The sequence below is a fragment of the Bacillus sp. B19-2 genome (genome assembly GCF_022832475.1).
Taxonomy (GTDB): Bacteria; Bacillota; Bacilli; order Bacillales; family Bacillaceae; genus Bacillus; species Bacillus paralicheniformis.
The window spans coordinates 313470-328776 of record NZ_JALHKQ010000004.1; the positions used below are offsets into that span (position 1 = coordinate 313470).

The 15307-nt window shown below is 41.7% G+C and carries 18 protein-coding genes and 2 pseudogenes; 5 read left to right on the forward strand and 15 right to left on the reverse strand.

Annotation, left to right across the window (positions count from 1 at the left end):
• Nucleotides 1-11 precede the first annotated feature (11 nt).
• From MST20_RS17535 to MST20_RS17570, 9 genes and pseudogenes are all read right to left on the reverse strand, one after another.
• Nucleotides 12-740 carry an alpha/beta fold hydrolase gene (locus MST20_RS17535; RefSeq protein ID WP_243943815.1) on the reverse strand — a complete coding sequence of 243 codons (729 nt, stop codon included), beginning with the start codon at nucleotides 738-740 and terminating at the stop codon, nucleotides 12-14.
• Nucleotides 741-890: 150 nt separating this feature from the next.
• Nucleotides 891-1598 (reverse strand): YjjG family noncanonical pyrimidine nucleotidase, encoded by a 708-nt coding sequence (locus MST20_RS17540; protein ID WP_243943817.1) that lies wholly within the window; start codon nucleotides 1596-1598, stop codon nucleotides 891-893.
• A 14-nt stretch (nucleotides 1599-1612) separates the two neighbouring features.
• Entirely contained in the window at nucleotides 1613-1864 is a 252-nt protein-coding gene (locus tag MST20_RS17545) for a hypothetical protein (protein WP_243943818.1), read from the reverse strand.
• A 550-nt stretch (nucleotides 1865-2414) separates the two neighbouring features.
• Nucleotides 2415-2539: pseudogene (locus MST20_RS17550) on the reverse strand (DsbA family oxidoreductase); the annotation flags it as partial.
• A gap of 64 nt (nucleotides 2540-2603) precedes the next feature.
• Nucleotides 2604-3473, reverse strand: a complete 870-nt coding sequence (locus tag MST20_RS17555) for an aminoglycoside 6-adenylyltransferase (RefSeq protein ID WP_243943820.1) — start codon at nucleotides 3471-3473, stop codon at nucleotides 2604-2606.
• Between the two features lie 569 nt (nucleotides 3474-4042).
• Nucleotides 4043-5182 carry an erythromycin esterase family protein gene (locus MST20_RS17560; RefSeq protein ID WP_243943822.1) on the reverse strand — a complete coding sequence of 380 codons (1140 nt, stop codon included), beginning with the start codon at nucleotides 5180-5182 and terminating at the stop codon, nucleotides 4043-4045.
• 4 nt (nucleotides 5183-5186) lie between these two features.
• A pseudogene (locus tag MST20_RS21435) lies at nucleotides 5187-5363 on the reverse strand (hypothetical protein); the annotation flags it as partial.
• Nucleotides 5364-5430: 67 nt separating this feature from the next.
• Entirely contained in the window at nucleotides 5431-5739 is a 309-nt protein-coding gene (locus MST20_RS17565; protein ID WP_243943824.1) for a hypothetical protein, read from the reverse strand.
• Nucleotides 5740-5923: 184 nt separating this feature from the next.
• A complete protein-coding gene (locus MST20_RS17570) occupies nucleotides 5924-6568 on the reverse strand; it encodes a DsbA family oxidoreductase (protein WP_243943826.1) in 645 nt (214 codons plus the stop codon).
• A gap of 195 nt (nucleotides 6569-6763) precedes the next feature.
• On the opposite strand from MST20_RS17570, the gene MST20_RS17575 reads away from it, so the two are divergent.
• On the forward strand, nucleotides 6764-8500 hold the full coding sequence (locus MST20_RS17575) for an ABC transporter ATP-binding protein (protein ID WP_243943828.1): 1737 nt from the start codon (nucleotides 6764-6766) through the stop codon (nucleotides 8498-8500).
• A 27-nt stretch (nucleotides 8501-8527) separates the two neighbouring features.
• A complete protein-coding gene (locus MST20_RS17580) occupies nucleotides 8528-9052 on the forward strand; it encodes a DinB family protein (RefSeq protein WP_243943830.1) in 525 nt (174 codons plus the stop codon).
• A gap of 137 nt (nucleotides 9053-9189) precedes the next feature.
• Here the strand turns inward: MST20_RS17580 and MST20_RS17585 are convergent, their stop codons facing one another.
• The 5 genes from MST20_RS17585 to MST20_RS17605 all read right to left on the reverse strand — a co-directional run bounded on the left by MST20_RS17585 (nucleotide 9190) and on the right by MST20_RS17605 (nucleotide 12700).
• A complete protein-coding gene (locus tag MST20_RS17585) occupies nucleotides 9190-10371 on the reverse strand; it encodes an MFS transporter (protein WP_243943832.1) in 1182 nt (393 codons plus the stop codon).
• Nucleotides 10372-10512: 141 nt separating this feature from the next.
• Nucleotides 10513-10815 carry an ArsR/SmtB family transcription factor gene (locus MST20_RS17590; protein WP_025810872.1) on the reverse strand — a complete coding sequence of 101 codons (303 nt, stop codon included), beginning with the start codon at nucleotides 10813-10815 and terminating at the stop codon, nucleotides 10513-10515.
• Nucleotides 10816-11034: 219 nt separating this feature from the next.
• Nucleotides 11035-11529: a small multi-drug export protein gene (locus MST20_RS17595; RefSeq protein ID WP_243943834.1), complete on the reverse strand. Its 495-nt coding sequence runs from the start codon at nucleotides 11527-11529 to the stop codon at nucleotides 11035-11037.
• Nucleotides 11530-11619: 90 nt separating this feature from the next.
• A complete protein-coding gene (locus tag MST20_RS17600; RefSeq protein WP_023857692.1) occupies nucleotides 11620-12354 on the reverse strand; it encodes a MerR family transcriptional regulator in 735 nt (244 codons plus the stop codon).
• Nucleotides 12344-12700, reverse strand: a complete 357-nt coding sequence (locus MST20_RS17605) for a DUF4870 domain-containing protein (RefSeq protein WP_025810874.1) — start codon at nucleotides 12698-12700, stop codon at nucleotides 12344-12346. Before MST20_RS17605 ends, MST20_RS17600 begins: the two co-directional genes overlap by 11 nt.
• 159 nt (nucleotides 12701-12859) lie before the next feature.
• Here MST20_RS17605 and MST20_RS17610 point away from each other — a divergent pair, with 159 nt between their 5' ends.
• The 3 genes from MST20_RS17610 to MST20_RS17620 are packed head-to-tail and all read left to right on the forward strand — an operon-like array spanning nucleotide 12860 to nucleotide 14707.
• Complete coding sequence (locus MST20_RS17610; protein ID WP_023857690.1) at nucleotides 12860-13237, forward strand: GntR family transcriptional regulator; 378 nt, start codon at nucleotides 12860-12862, stop codon at nucleotides 13235-13237.
• Nucleotides 13237-14118, forward strand: a complete 882-nt coding sequence (locus MST20_RS17615) for an ABC transporter ATP-binding protein (RefSeq protein ID WP_023857689.1) — start codon at nucleotides 13237-13239, stop codon at nucleotides 14116-14118. The genes MST20_RS17610 and MST20_RS17615 overlap by 1 nt, the downstream gene beginning before the upstream one ends.
• Entirely contained in the window at nucleotides 14099-14707 is a 609-nt protein-coding gene (locus MST20_RS17620; RefSeq protein WP_243943836.1) for an ABC-2 transporter permease, read from the forward strand. The genes MST20_RS17615 and MST20_RS17620 overlap by 20 nt, the downstream gene beginning before the upstream one ends.
• Before the next feature lie 129 nt (nucleotides 14708-14836).
• Here MST20_RS17620 and MST20_RS17625 read toward each other — a convergent pair whose 3' ends face one another.
• The gene (locus MST20_RS17625) at nucleotides 14837-15157 is read right to left on the reverse strand and encodes a hypothetical protein (protein WP_243943838.1); all 321 of its coding nucleotides are present in this window, start codon (nucleotides 15155-15157) and stop codon (nucleotides 14837-14839) included.
• Nucleotides 15158-15307 lie beyond the last annotated feature (150 nt).

Here is a 15307-nt window from a genome sequence, read left to right on the forward strand (position 1 = left end):
GAGAGCTTTCTTTATGACTTGAGCCAATCAAGCATCGCATTCACGATCTCCTCCTGCTGTTTAACAGCTGGGATCTGCGCGGGGCGATCCCCCCTTTGTTCGCCATACATACCAAATTGCGCGTGATTTCCCCCTTTGATTTCCTTAAACACTGTTGTATCAGGTAGGTTCTTTCTGGAGGCTGCTGTTTTTTCTTGAGTTGAAAGGCCATCGCGTTCACCAGATATAGAAAGAACACGGTACGGCGCACTTTTTATCGATTGCGAATCAGAAGGATAGGAGGCGAGAAAATAAAGCCCGTCAATCTTATCTGGATGCTTTTTATCGTACATGGCTGCTGCCGTCCCTCCTAAAGAATGACCGCCGAGATACCAATGATCAATACTGCTGTTTTCTTTTATAATCCTTTCTGCTTGATCCGGATTGAAAATGGCCAAAGAAAAAGGCATGCGCGGGATAAAGACACTGTAACCATTTTGTTTAAGCTTTTCACCGATGTAAGCATAAGCAAGCGGTTCAACTTTTGCCCCTGGATATAAAATGATCCCCGTATTTGCCCCATCCGCTTGAAATGTGTAAACACCGTTTTTACTTTCGACTTGATCAAGGTTAATCATCTTTTTGAGTTTGTTTGATGGTTCATATGTGAAACGGCTCCACACAAAAAACGCGCTGAATAACAGAACAAAAACTGCGATTAACGAAAAAACCGCAGTTTTCAAAACTTTTTTTCGTTTCATGTTGCACCAGTCTTCCTCTGCTTGGTTTTAATTTAGCTTCCGGAAAAACGCACCGCGGCTCACCCGTCGGAAGTGCGGCTTCTGCATCCTTCCAGTTACAGTTTGCATACAAATGCAATGATCGCAAACCGATTTACTCGAATCGGCATCTCAGGCCGAAGGTATTCTTCCATGATTTAAAATGTGTTGCAGTTCATTAAGCTTTTGAATTTGATAAGTCGGCTCAATGTCCGTATCATTCGCTAACACGCCCGGATTCATCCAGCATGTATCCAATCCGGCCAGCCGTCCCCCTTCTATGTCTGCTGTCAATGAATCCCCGATGATCAGCCCTTGATCGGCAGAAAAATGAGGAATCCGTTCAAAAACGTAATCAAAGTATTCTTTCATCGGCTTTTGAAAACCGGTGTCCTCTGAAACAAAAATCCCTTTAAACATCGGGTATAATCCTGAAGCATGCAGGCGCTTATACTGCGTTTTTGAAATACCGTTCGTCACGATATATAAATCATATTGATCCTGCAGGCTTTCAATTAATTCAAAAGCGCCGTCCATCAGCTGATGCCCTTCTTCAAGGAAGCTGCGATACTTCTCCTCAAGCAAAACGCCGTCAGCCTCTAGACCATATTCTTTGAATAAAAGGGAAAAACGCGTATTTACCACTTGGCCGCGGTCTATCTCCCCTTTTTCAAACGCCCTCCATAAACCTTGATTGATACGTTTATAATTCGCTTCTATTTCAGCTGTTAAAGAAATTTGCTGCTCCTCAAAAAGCTTCCGCAGTGCTGACTTTTCCGCCGCACCGAAGTCTAATAGTGTGTCATCCACATCAAAAAATAAAGTACGATAATTTTTCACAGATGTTCCTCCATTTAGCTTTTTAATGCCTTAAGCTCCTTTTTCAGCAAGCTCATCGTCTCTTCCTTTTCTTTTTCTGTCTGAATGTCAAACGCCAGCTGCTCTGTAAACTCCCATATGTCCTCCAGTCTTCGCCTGATCTGATAAAACCGCAAAGCGTTCTGATCAATTTCGAACCCTTTATGAATCTCGCGGTAAACCCGCAAAAACTCTTGTACATACGGCTGATCGGCAAAAAACATCAGATCCGCTTCAACAGGGGCCAATTTCAAGCCCTCCCAATCGATCAGAATTAACCATTTCCCTGTCGATGCCCTTTTTTATCATACACTTTTAAAAAGAAAGCTGCTTCACCATCGATTTCTTGATAATATCCACCCGGCTTGTTTTTTGGAAATACCTGTTTTAGGATGTGATAAGGAAACACACACCACAATCTAATAATCTAGATTATCTACTAAATATTTAAGAAAATCGAACTTCCTGGATTTTGTTATACTTTTTTTATTAAAAAAGGTTAAGGAGTAGTGAGGAGCTTATGTTTAAAAAAAGAGAGATAATATGTTCAGAATGTGGCCAAGAAATCAAAGGAGGAGAAGATTTAGTAGCGTTTATAAAAGTTCCTAGAGCGATTAATATGCCGTACGGTTTATTTAGTGTCGCGCTCGCAAAAAAGGCTAAAAAAATTTATTGTATGTCTTGTTATAAAAAATAATTATTTTTTACTTCACCATATATTTATAAAAAAGGTTAGTCATTTAGACACCTTCTTCAACTTAGAATTGAATATCCTATGTTAATAATATTTAATATTAATATGCTAACAAATGAAGCCAGCGCTGTTAATACGTCGATGTCGCCAATATTTTGATCCTCCTGGAAAAGGCTTGATAAACCCGATCATTATACGCTTCCGCTTTACCGGGTTCTTTTGCAAAGTATTGCGTTCACCTCCGCAAAAAACACACTCCCGGCTCACTTGCCGGGAGTGCGGCCATCATCTGATTAGTCAATTTCCTTTGCATCAGGTTTCAGCTGCTGAACGCGTCTCACGTACTGTTTGACTTTCTCGGCTTCTCTGAAAAGGTATAGTTCATCAAGATGTTGAGCGACTGCTGCGGCTGTCTCTTCAAACAGATCCCACATCTTAAACAAACTGTGCCATACACACTCATAATCAGCTGGCGGATACGTCTCCAAAAGCCTTTCCCACGTATTTCGATCAACATAGCGATCAAGAAACTTTGCATTCTTGCCTATGCTCAGCGAAAAGACCGTTTCAAAACCGACCTTCCATTCGAGCATTTTCAGCAGCATGGCCCTGACGAGGTTTAAATGATCGAGTGCATAAAGAATTTCCTGCCGCCACAACCCTTTGGCCACATATGTCGATGTCCACCAAAATTCATTGCAGCAGTCGGCGAAGCATTGCGGGGACGGTTTTTGCACCCAATATTCCCGATCCGTCGGCGGCGGGATAGCGGGCAGGTCCTGATCCTTATCGAGCAGGATCACGGTTAATCCGTCTTCCCGGCAGTATTCCAGCTTTTCTTCAAGAGGCACAAGAATCAAATCAATGCGGCTGCCGTCAGTAAATAACATCAAATAAGAAAAGCGGTTGCCAAGCTCATTCGGAAACAGCTCCATCGCTTCCGGCGTCTGCATGATGATCCGCTCCCCAAAAACGTCAACCCAGCCCGGCTCATCAAGAAAAGACTGCATATCTGTTACAACATAGACCATATCATAATCGCGAAAAGGGTCTTTCGGAACATTCGGATTCGTCCGCGAACCGTTCATACCGACCGCTCTAACGCGGTCGTCCTCCCGTGCGACCTTCAGCACCAAATCGATGATTTCCTGCTCTGTACGCATGTATATCAACCTCCTCTTTTTAATGGTTATAGAAAAACTTGATGAGGAGGTCCGCGATTACGTGGTTATATGAAATGCTCAGGAAACGTCGTCATCAATATACCCTCCCTCTTTTAACGAATGGCTTTCAGATCGTCTTCAAGGCGATCAAGCTGTGAAGAAAAGCCTTCGGCCATCCCTTTATCATGATTTGTTGAAGATCTTCCTCTCAAGAAACTGTGAACGCGTTACCAGTTTACCTTTGGAGTTCCTTCATATTTCTCCTCAACCACCATCTCCGGCATCTCGGGAACAGGATTCCCTTCCTCATCTGCCGAACATATCTTTTCATGGATGTCCTGATAAACGCCTTTACCAAAAGTTATACGTCCATGAAATTACCCTAGGTCTGACTTGTGCACTCCATGCAATAATCCCATTCACCATTGAAAACCAAAAAAACAGCTTTCAGTTTTCCTCCCTTTGGCCGCCACCAGCAATTTAATATAACGAAAAAGTTCTTTTCCAAACAAAAAATTCCTATAAGCAGAGATCTTCACCTTAGAGGTTATGCTTAACCCGTCAACATCCTATTCAACATTAACAACTGCTGGGGTTACTTTTTTAAAGAATAAAACTCCGTCATACTGTTGAACCGGCTTGAAAGAAATACGCAAGCCTCCTCCCTCAAAAGCCTTCCACTTTTTTTCCCCCCACTTTGAAGCACATGGTATAAAAAAATTGGGATGGGGTGAATTGCTGAGAAGCCACTCCATGTGCTTTTTGTTAACTTTTTTGATAGGATGATCGCCTCCTTGGTTGTCACCCATTCTTCCTTCTCCCGCGTAAAGACCAATAACAAAACTGTCCTCTTTCATAAATTGCGGAAGGTTTTCTACAAATGATCGATATGGTGAAAACCGATTGACGCTGCTTTGTTTTTTGATGTGAAGGTTGTGAGCCCAAATGATAAATTTCTCATCAGGATAAACATGCTGAGATAAAAATTCAAGATTCTTCGCCATTAATTCATCACGATATTCAAACAATTTTGAAAAACCTTTTGTAAAATTCGCCTTAAAATAATTGAGTCTGTTTTTCATCGTCTGTAACACGACATCACGAAGCATAGCAGAGGGGAAAGTCTGTTTTTCAAGCTCCCTTATCAGTCCTTGGCCTATTCTTTCAATTTCTTCTACTGTTTTCCTAAAACGCCGCTTTAACATATAATCTTTATCGAGCATCTCATTTGTGCGCGTATCAAATGTTACAAACGTTTTCCTGAGATCCCCTGTCAAATGCGAACGCATGTAGGAGGAAAAGTGCTTATCCATGCTCTGCTGAACATCAACGCCTGTTAAATGCAAAGGCTGCCGCTGTTGAGTTTCCTTCATATACTCAAACAAATCAAGCATAAATTCATTTTGCCAAACTTTCCCGATGGAACCGGACATATTTTCTTTGGCACTAAGTTCTTCTGAAAGATAATTTCCTATGCTGCAATCTCCCAATTCACTTTCGAAAGCAAGAATACGAAATCCTAATTCCTGATGCAGATATTTGATCAAGCTTGCCTTCGCCTCAATATATTCTTTGACGCAATGGCTGCTTTCACCAAGAAATACAAATCTTTTATTTCGCAATATCTCTTTTAAGGAGCCGAATTTGTAACCATCAATCCCCCCAATATTAATCGACTCATCTCTTATTTCATCAAATAAATCATTCACTGTTTTAGCCTCCTCCCACAATCGCTTGGTCATTGTTTGAATTGTACAATTTGGTGTAAAACCCTTGGTTGCGAATCAATTGTAAATGGTTGCCCATCTCTTGAATCTCTCCGTCTTTTAGCACTAATATGAGATCTGCATCCTTAATCGTACTTAGCCTGTGAGCTATGACAATGCGCGTGCACTGATTGGACATCTAAATGAACCGGCGGCCGAAAAAAGGTGTGAAAAACCTGTGCCACCATGTTTTATTTACGAATCTTGACCAGCTGCCGCTCCTCAAAATAAAACATGCCGGCAATTTCATCGATGTATTTCTTTTTATCCAGTTTGACATGCTTGCCCAGCTGAAGAGCTTTTATATCAATGAAAAAGTCCAAACGGTCGTCTTTTTCTCTGTCTTCCTCACCGTCCCAGCAAGAGTAAACTTCAATATCTTCGCCATCGGCAATATTTGAATTGATATAGCTGAATAGCGATCTTATGCCATTTCCGTGTCTATGCAAGCAGCCGGTTGCCTCATACACAAACGGCTTGCTGAATTTTGTTTTGATCATTTCCTACCCTTGATCAAGCTCAGCGATGCTAATCAAACCTTCTTCTGTTTGATCCAGGAAACTCCCCAGCGGAAGCTCCTGATCGGCTGCAATAAAATGATGGAGTGTCAACTGTCTTCCCTCTTCTTTTCGGTATAAAAAAGAACCCAATTAAAGGGTTCTGCAAATCGCTCATTTTTCCTGCTCAGCAGTTATTTCCGTCAAGGCCGCACTGCAAGCCGGCTGCAGGCTTTTGTTTGCTTTCCTTCTCAATTACCTGTTCAAACACTTCCCTCGCAGCGGCCCCGGCGATCCGTTCATTGCCAATGATAAATGTCGGAACGGCCGTAATGCCTGCTTCTTCGTAAGCGTGTTGGAGCGCCTTCCGCTGCACGTCCTGATATGTTCTGGAGCTTAAAGCTTCTTTAAAAGCCTGCTCATCTAGTCCGGCTTCTTTAGCCAGCGCTGTTAATACGTCGATGTCGCCAATATTTTGATCTTCCTGGAAAAACGCTTGATAAACCCGGTCATTGTACGCTTTCGCTTTACCGTGTTCTTTTGCAAAGTGATAGCCTTCATGAGCCAAATCTGTATAAGGATGCGGTGAGACGTTTGGCAGCTTCATGTTGACGTCCCAAGCCTCGATTCGCGGCTTAATGGCGCCGTCCCACATTGCCAATTTGGACGGGTCGTTTAACGGATCAAGCTGCTCAGATGGACGCGGCCTCAGTTCGAATGGCAGCCACTCGACTTCCACATCTTTGCCTTCGATCGCTTTTTCGAATTGGTCTTTTCCGAGGAAACAGAATGGACAGACATAATCGGAATATACTTTAATATTTATCGTCATGTTTTTTCTTCCTTTCTTTTCATTCAATCAACTATATGTAACAATAATAGTTACAATTATCTCTCCTGTCAATCTTTTTAGCATGAAGTTAAAATCCGCAATGATCGGGAACTTTCTGCTGTTTATATCGTAATATGATGAGTTACAGCTTGCGCCATCCACTTCTTTGACAAATATCGATAAGGAGTTTATCAAATGAAAACAGAAAACAACAATAGCATGAAACCGTTTTTCTCCATGATTCTCACATCCGGCGTACCCAGGCTGGCTTTAACCGTCGGTTTGACCGCAAGCCTCGTCACGACATTGGTCGGCCTGTCCATTCCGCTGTTGACAAGAGAAATGGTTGACGGCTTTTCTGCCCATTCGATCAATCTGGCCTTAGCGGGAATCCTTGCTCTCGTTTTTATCGTTCAAGCGGTCTGCGACGGGTTTTCGACCTATTTTCTTTCCTATGCCGGACAAAAAGTGGTCGCTTCCCTGCGCGAGCGTATGTGGTTCAAGCTGCTGCGCCTTCCTGTCCGCTACTTTGACGAAAAGACGAGCGGTGAAACCGTCAGCCGTGTTGTTAATGACACCGGCATTGTTGAAAGCTTGATTTCCGACCATTTTCCGCAGTTTGTTTCCGGCATCATCACCATTGTCGGATCGGTAATCATTTTGCTGATCATGGATTGGAAAATGACACTGCTCATGCTGATCTCCGTTCCGATCACGACCTTCATCATGATCCCCCTCGGCATGAAAATGCAGCGCATCTCCAAAACGCTGCAGGATGAAACAGCTTCTTTCACCGGACATGTCCAGCAAACATTGAGCGAAATCAGATTGATGAAAGCATCAAACGCCGAGCATACAGAAAAAACGAAAGGGTTATCAGGCATTTCGAAGCTCTTTCAATACGGTCTCAAGGAAGCCCGTATATTTGCGCTCGTCTCCCCGTTTATGCACCTTGTCATTATGATTGTGATCGTCGCCATCATCGGCTACGGCGGCATCCGCGTCTCTGAGGGGACGATGTCGGCAGGCTCGCTGATCGCCTTTTTGCTTTATCTGTTTCAAATCATCTTCCCGATCACATCGTTCACAATGTTTTTCACTCAGCTGCAAAAAGCAAAAGGGGCAACAGAGCGGATCATCGAGATTTTGCATACTGAAGAGGAAGAGGGCCAGGAAGGGCTTGAAATGGATATCTCCAATCTGCCGATACGTGTCGAGAATGTATCTTTCTCTTACGGCGATGACGAGCCTGTCTTGCGCGAGGTATCTTTCGACGTCGATCCCGGGCAGATGATTGCATTTGTCGGTCCGAGCGGCGGCGGAAAAACGACGATGTTCGGCCTCTTGGAACGATTTTACGAACCGGACTCAGGGGCCATTAACATCGGGGAAACACCGATCAACAAGCTGTCGATGAAGTCGTGGCGCAGCCAGATTGGCTACGTGTCTCAAGACAGCCCGATGATGTCCGGCACTATCCGTGAGAACTTGTGCTACGGCTTGGATCACGCCGACAGCATTGACGATCAAAAACTGTGGAAAGTCGCGGAAATGGCGTATGCCGACACATTTATTAAACAATTTCCAGAGCAGCTTGATACGGAAGTGGGCGAACGCGGCGTCAAGCTGTCCGGCGGCCAGAGACAGCGGATCGCCATCGCCCGCGCCTTCCTGCGCGACCCGAAAATTTTAATGATGGACGAAGCGACAGCCAGCCTCGACAGCCAATCAGAAGCCATCGTCCAGCAGGCGCTTGCCCGCCTCATGGAAGGCCGCACCACCTTCGTCATCGCCCACCGGCTATCGACAATCGTGAACGCGGACCAAATTATATTTATCGAAAAAGGCGAGATCACAGGGCGGGGGCGGCACCACGAGCTGATTGCTTCGCATGCGCTGTATCGGGAGTTTGCGGAGCGGCAGTTGACGTGAACTTTTATGAAAGAGGAGGTCATTCACATGAACTTTCAACTCGAGGAAGCAATCGAAATCCTGGAGCGCACACCACAAACGCTGAGTCAGCTGCTGACCGGATTATCAAGTCCCTGGATCAGCTGCAATGAAGGCGCCGACACGTGGAACGCCTTTGATGTCGTCGGCCATCTCATTGAAGGAGAAAAAAACAATTGGTTGCCGCGAATCAAAATGATCGTGACAAAAGGAGCAACGGAACCTTTTCCGCCGTTCGACCGCTTCAGCCAGTTGAATCAAAACGACGGAAAAACGATGGAACAGTTGCTTAACGAGTTTGCAGACATCAGACGGGCGAACCTGGAAACATTACAGCAGATCATTGATCCTGAAACCGACTTCGAACAAACGGGGATGCACCCTGAGTTTGGAATCGTCAAACTGAGAGAACAGATCTCGACATGGGTTGCCCACGACCTTACTCACATCTCGCAAATTGCAAGAGTGCTGGCGAAACGGTATCAGGCTGATGTCGGCCCCTGGAGGGCTTATTTGCGGATTTTAGCGGACTAAATAAAAAACACCCGCTCGTTTTACAACGGGCGGGTGTTAGATTTTTCGGCTCAACACTACCTGCCAGACTTCGAAAAAAACAAGTAAGATATGAGGAATGAAACCATTGAATTTTCAACACCAATCAAGGCAACGTATTATGAGCTGATTTCTCTTACAGATCCTGCTTTCCGTTTGTAATGCGAACTGAAAGTCACCAAAACAACAACAATCGCAAGCGTAACCTCCAGTGCTCCAAACCATGTAATAGAAGCCAGCGATATTTTTTCTACAAAAATCCCTCCGATTCCTGCACCTGCGGCCATGGCGAATTGCATCATCGATTGATTGATGCCGAGCAATACACCTGACAATTCCGGTTCGAGCGTCGCTAAGTGATATTGCTGTGTCGGGCCGGTAGACCATGCGGCAAACGACCATAAGATGAGAATCAACAATACTCCGACATAAGAATGGGTGACAAGCGACAGCAAAATCAATGCGATGATATGCAGTGTCATCCCGCCAATAAGTGTAAAGGGAACGCCCCATTTATCGGTGCTATATCCGCCAAACTTCGATCCAACCAAGCTGGCGATTCCAAATATAAGCAAAAAGCCGCTAAGCAAATTGCCGCTTATCCCTGAAACGGTCAGAAGGTAAGGAGACAGATAAGTATATGCAACGGAATACCCTCCGAGCCAGAAAAAAGTGATTGATAACCCCATTGCTACTTTCCGGTTCTTTAAAAGAGAAAGCTGTTGAAGCAAAGGAACAGGCTTATCGCCTTCGGTATGCGGCAAGATTAAGAATATAACAATCATTGCGATGAATCCCAGTAAAGCAATTCCTCCAAATACAGACTTCCAGCCTAATGCTTCTGCCGTCATTCTTCCGAGTGGAACACCTATGATCAGAGAAGCAGTAAACCCCATGACCACTGTAGCAATTGCACTGCCCTGCTTACCCGCCGGAGCGATTTTGGCGGCAATCGTTAATGCCGTGACCACAACCATGCCTGCCCCCAATGCCATAATGACCCGCGCTGCAACAAACCAGCCATAGCCAGGCAGGGTAAAGGCCAGAATATTTCCGATCACAAACAAAGCGAGAGCATACATCATTAACTTGCGCCTATCCATACTTGCCGTCAACGCCATGAGAACCGGTGTGAAAACTGCATACACAAGTGAAAAGATCGTAATCAGCTGGCCCGCGGCAGCTAAAGTTATTCCGAGTGTTTGGGCGATCTGATCCAAAATCCCGGAAATAATGTACTCTGAGGTTCCTACCAAAAAACTGATGATCGCTAAAATATAAATTTTCCAAGCACTAAACATAATCGTTCGCTCCTTCTTCGTTTTATACATTTACATATCACGAAATAACGATATGTAAATCAAAAAATAAACACATCGGAATATGTCGATATGTATGGTGTAAAAATAAACATCATCTAGAGATGTTTATTTTTTGAATGCTCATATCTCTGTTTTAAGAAAGTCAGCAAGCTTTCTGATGGCCTCTTCGTCTCTTTTGTAGTACGTATACTTTCCGATTCGTTCCGCCTTAATCAAGCCGGCTCTTAAAAGAATGGCAAGATATTGAGAAGCCGTTGATTGCGTCATTTTCAATTTGTCTGTGATTTGGCTGACACATACCCCGATTGTGTTCATATCAATCCCTTCATGGGGTTCAAAATGACGATCAGGCTCCTTCAGCCATTGCAAAATTTGCAGCCTTGATTCATTTGATAAAGCTTTGAAAACTTCAATAGGTTCCATACCAATCATTATATCTTCATATCGCAAATTGTCAATATGTATGGTGCCCTTTTATTCTCTCTTCGGGTAATCTGATACGTGGAAAGAGGAAGACTTCTTGAACGACTCATTCCCTACATTTTTACCGTTGCCGTTTGACATAAATACCGACACGCTTTGCATATCGAAAAAGCGACACTCTCTTCTAAATCGAGAATGATAAAATTAGGAACATCCTTTTCATTTCTTTATATTATTGTAGATATCAACTCCGAAAATTAACAGAACGCCAGTCCCCACAGCCCACATCACTATACTGACAGTTTGCCAAAGGATGATCCTTTTTTTATTTGCTTTCGCTATTATACACACCAATGCGCCAATATGATTTGTTCCTATTATAGGACCCAAAAGGGAAATCCCGGGAACTCCGTACTTATTGAAATATGACTTTGCTTTTTGAAAACGTCTGTTAATGTAATGATCAGTGTTATTCTTTTCTTTTTTGGAAAATGAAGTTCTCATAAAAGAAGAAAATACTATTACAGCCATAACAGACAGCCAGTTAGCGATAGCCCCCACTAAAACGACGAGAATAAATGGTAGGCCTAAAAGTATTCCGATTGGTACAGCTACGAAAGCCTCAAGGAAAGGTACAAATCCAATTATAAATACTGCTACAAATTGATAAATAACATTGACTTCTTCAACTCTTTGGAAAATTTCTTGAACCAAAATTAAAACCTCCGTAAATAAGCTTTATACACAGAAAGTGGGAGCGCCAATTTTTTTCTTTAGCCATTGGGTGTACTCTTTTTCAATTAATCATTCTTGTAACTTTGACATATAAGCAAAAGCATTTTTAAGAAAGGCTCTTTCTTCTTCCGTGAAGGGATTGAGTATATTGGGTTCATTATATTGAACCGTTGATTCTATTTCTGCTGTATCAATCTTTAATAACGTTCGGTTAGAAATATCTACCAGCTGTTTGATAAATTTTAATGCCTCATCGGATTCAGGATTTGTTTCGTTTGCTATAAGTTCCTTCAAATCCATAAACAATGAAAAGTACTCTTTATCTAAATTAGCTCTTTCACTGCTTCTAAAATTGTGAATAGAACCTTTAGCTTGACTATATTCATTAAAATTTTCCTCTTCAAAAAGAATAGAGTGAATAATAAAGCTGAATAATTTTATATCTACCTTTTCATACCCTGAGATAATAGTTTTCATATGATCCAACTGATCAATCGTTTGACGAATTCTTTCTTGTTCTGCAATAAGTTCTCTTTTTTTGAATGAAATTGAATAGCTAAGTTGCTGTTCTTCTATAAATTGCGATTTTAATAAATCTGCGATGTCTTTAAGTGAAAAGCCTATGAATTTAAGAGATTGTATTTGTTGTAAACGTGAGAGTTCATCAAGGCTATAAAGTCGGTGTCCTCCTTCTTTGTAGTCGGTTGGTATTAGCAAACCAATTTTATCGTAATACCTAAGTGTTCTTATAGAAACTCCTGTTCGTTTAGCCAATTGTCCGATTGTCAACATATTATTTGACATGCGAATACCTCTTTTCTATATTTTCATCTTTACTTTTAATGTAAGGAATGGCTGGATAATAATATGGTTTTTGAAAAGCTATTCGAATAATAGCATACATGATTATTAATGTTTCTATAGCCAATATAACGTACTTAACCCATGAAGGCAGAAAACTACCAATTACAAACAATGGGAAAATCGTCAAATGAAAGTTAAGTGCTTTGCGACTTGATTCACCGTAATATAAGTCTTTCTTTCTTGAAATTAAAAACATAATAAGGGGAGGTATAACACCAAGAATAAGTGAAATTCCAAGCATTAATTGTACTGAAAAGATTGCTTTTTTTGATGGCTCTTCATCCATTTTCATCACCTTTCCTATCTATTCTTCAATATAAGTGTAAAAGGTGACGTGAGTAGAGTATCAAGAAAATTTCAGTACAAAAAATCGTTGCCATTCAGGTAATCTTTGTGTATATTGTACATATTGTATATATTGTGTATAAATAAAAGAGGTTTTGAAATGAAAATTATAATTTCGAATCGTTCAAAGCAACCCATTTATGAACAAATTTACACCCAAATTAAGGATCATATTCTTGCCGATGAATTGAAGCCTGGACAGCCGCTGCCTTCTATGCGCCAATTGGCAAAAGATCTAAATGTCAGCCTTATTACGTCAAAGCGCGCCTATGAAGAACTTGAGAAGAATGCCTTCATTTATTCCGTAGTCGGGAAAGGCTCTTTTGTATCAGATCAGAATAACGAAATGATGAAAGAAGGAAAAATGAAAGCAATTGAAGAGCAGTTGACAGCAGCGATAAAAAACAGCAAAGACATTGGCGTTCCCCTTACAGAATTAAAAGATTTGCTTACCATTTTATATCAGGAGGAAGAATGATGGACAATGTAATTGAACTCCGGCATGTTCATAAATCGTTCGATGGTTTTCAACTAAAGGACTTTTCAATGAATGTAAAAAAAGGTTTTGTCACCGGATTTATCGGCGGAAATGGCGTGGGGAAATCGACAACGATTAAACTGATCATGAACTTATTGCAGCCTGACAGCGGAACGATTACGGTATTTGGCTTGAATTACAAGGAGCATGAGAAAGAAATCAAACAACGAATTGGCTTTGTATTTGATTCGAACATATTTTATGAACATTTAACATTGACTGAAATGAAAGATATTGTGAAAAGATCCTATGTCAATTGGGATGAACAAGTATTCAATGATTATGTGAACACATTTAACTTGCCGCTCACTAAAAAAATCAAGACGTTCTCAAAAGGGATGATGATGAAAGCATCATTAGCCGTCGCTTTGTCCCATCATGCGGAACTAATTATTATGGATGAACCGACGGCCGGACTGGACCCGATTTTCCGCCGTGAGCTGTTGGAAATCTTGCATCAGCTCATGCAAGATGGGGATAAGACGATCTTTTTTTCAACTCATATAACAACTGATTTAGATAAGATTGCAGATTATATCACGTTCATTCATAAAGGAGAGCATATCTTTACAAAGGACTTTTACGAGATTGAAGAACAATATGCAATTGTAAAAGGCGGCATGGAGTTGTTGGACCGGGAAACCGAACAGGAGTTTATAGCGGTTCGAAAATCAACTCATGGATTTGAAGCATTGACTGCGAATAAATCACGAACAGAAAACATTTTTGGGGATATGGTGTTAATTGAAAAACCGACTCTGGAAGATATTATGTTTTATACGAAGAAAGGAGCTAAAGAGCATGTTCAACTTAATACGTAAGGACATTGTCTTGCAGAAAAAAACATTGGCAGTTTTATTTTTGGGGTTATGTGTTTATTTAACATTAGATGCTTCCCCCATCTGGGTTGGAATTGCATTTAGTATTGCTATTTTTATGAATACCATTTCAATAGATGAAAAGTCCTCTATACATATGCTTCTCAATTCTTTGCCTTATACACGGAAGGAGATTGTCAGTTCAAAATATATTGTCGTCGTTCTCTTTACATGTATGGTGGCTGCGGCCATATTTATCGCAAACTTTATTATTCACCAGGAACTTACGATCTGGAAAGACATTTTGCTAATGGTCGCCATTGTGATGACAGCTGCTTCATTCATGCTGCCATTCTGTTATAAATTCAAAAGTAACTATTTGTTGATTGCTTCTATTGTTGCATTTGGCTTGTATATGCTAACGGTTAATTTTGTTGTCCAAAATTTGAACGATCAAATTAGAAAGTTCATTCACATGCTTCTAACCTTACAAAATACTTATCTGTATCTGATCGTTGCCATATCAATTATTACGCTATACGGGTGTTCATGGCTTCTGTCGATTCGGATTTATAGAAATAAGGTGTTTTAGGCTTTTTCTTTCATCGACACCGCTTCATATTCACCTGGGGATAAAAAACTGCACCGTCACACTTTTCGTCAGGTTGTTACGGTGCAGCGTATGATGGCGATGATGCAGACCAAAGCTGCTTGCAACCGCCTATTCCTGCTCAATAAACGAATACTTTTCTGGATCGGCCAATACATAAAAAAGTCCGAAGAACATCTTCCATCCACGAACCGGACTTTCGCATCTAAACTTTAAAGCTTCTCCTTCATCTAACGTAAACCTCAAAGCTTGGCTTACACACCAATCAATTTTCACTTGGATCTCATGTTCGCCAGGCTCCAAATCAATTCGCAGCCTCCCGCCATCTTTGATTTTCCCAGCCTCAACACTATCAATCAGCACATTAATATTTTTCATTTTATTGGCGTACTGCGATGTTCTCCTCACTTCAATGTACGTCTCGTTGTTCATGGTTACACTTCCTTTAAAAAATAAGTATGTATACGAGGCTTCACTTATAATCTAGCGCACTTTCAGACTACCAGAGTTCGATTTTTGATAAGACTTATTTCTCTTTCAAACACAAAAATACCCCTCCAGATCATCCAATCCAAGAGGGGT

Coding starts and splice junctions, on each gene's coding strand:
- MST20_RS17565 (WP_243943824.1), bottom strand. CDS start 5,739: ATGATCAAAACAAAATTCAGCAAGCCGTTTGTGTATGAGGCAACCGGC.
- MST20_RS17580 (WP_243943830.1), top strand. CDS start 8,528: ATGAACTTTCAACTCGAGGAAGCAATCGAAATCCTGGAGCGCACACCA.
- MST20_RS17585 (WP_243943832.1), bottom strand. CDS start 10,371: ATGTTTAGTGCTTGGAAAATTTATATTTTAGCGATCATCAGTTTTTTG.
- MST20_RS17605 (WP_025810874.1), bottom strand. CDS start 12,700: ATGGATGAAGAGCCATCAAAAAAAGCAATCTTTTCAGTACAATTAATG.
- MST20_RS17590 (WP_025810872.1), bottom strand. CDS start 10,815: ATGGAACCTATTGAAGTTTTCAAAGCTTTATCAAATGAATCAAGGCTG.
- MST20_RS17575 (WP_243943828.1), top strand. CDS start 6,764: ATGAAAACAGAAAACAACAATAGCATGAAACCGTTTTTCTCCATGATT.
- MST20_RS17625 (WP_243943838.1), bottom strand. CDS start 15,157: ATGAACAACGAGACGTACATTGAAGTGAGGAGAACATCGCAGTACGCC.
- MST20_RS17570 (WP_243943826.1), bottom strand. CDS start 6,568: ATGACGATAAATATTAAAGTATATTCCGATTATGTCTGTCCATTCTGT.
- MST20_RS17610 (WP_023857690.1), top strand. CDS start 12,860: ATGAAAATTATAATTTCGAATCGTTCAAAGCAACCCATTTATGAACAA.
- MST20_RS17615 (WP_023857689.1), top strand. CDS start 13,237: ATGGACAATGTAATTGAACTCCGGCATGTTCATAAATCGTTCGATGGT.
- MST20_RS17555 (WP_243943820.1), bottom strand. CDS start 3,473: ATGCGTACAGAGCAGGAAATCATCGATTTGGTGCTGAAGGTCGCACGG.
- MST20_RS17620 (WP_243943836.1), top strand. CDS start 14,099: ATGTTCAACTTAATACGTAAGGACATTGTCTTGCAGAAAAAAACATTG.
- MST20_RS17535 (WP_243943815.1), bottom strand. CDS start 740: ATGAAACGAAAAAAAGTTTTGAAAACTGCGGTTTTTTCGTTAATCGCA.
- MST20_RS17600 (WP_023857692.1), bottom strand. CDS start 12,354: ATGTCAAATAATATGTTGACAATCGGACAATTGGCTAAACGAACAGGA.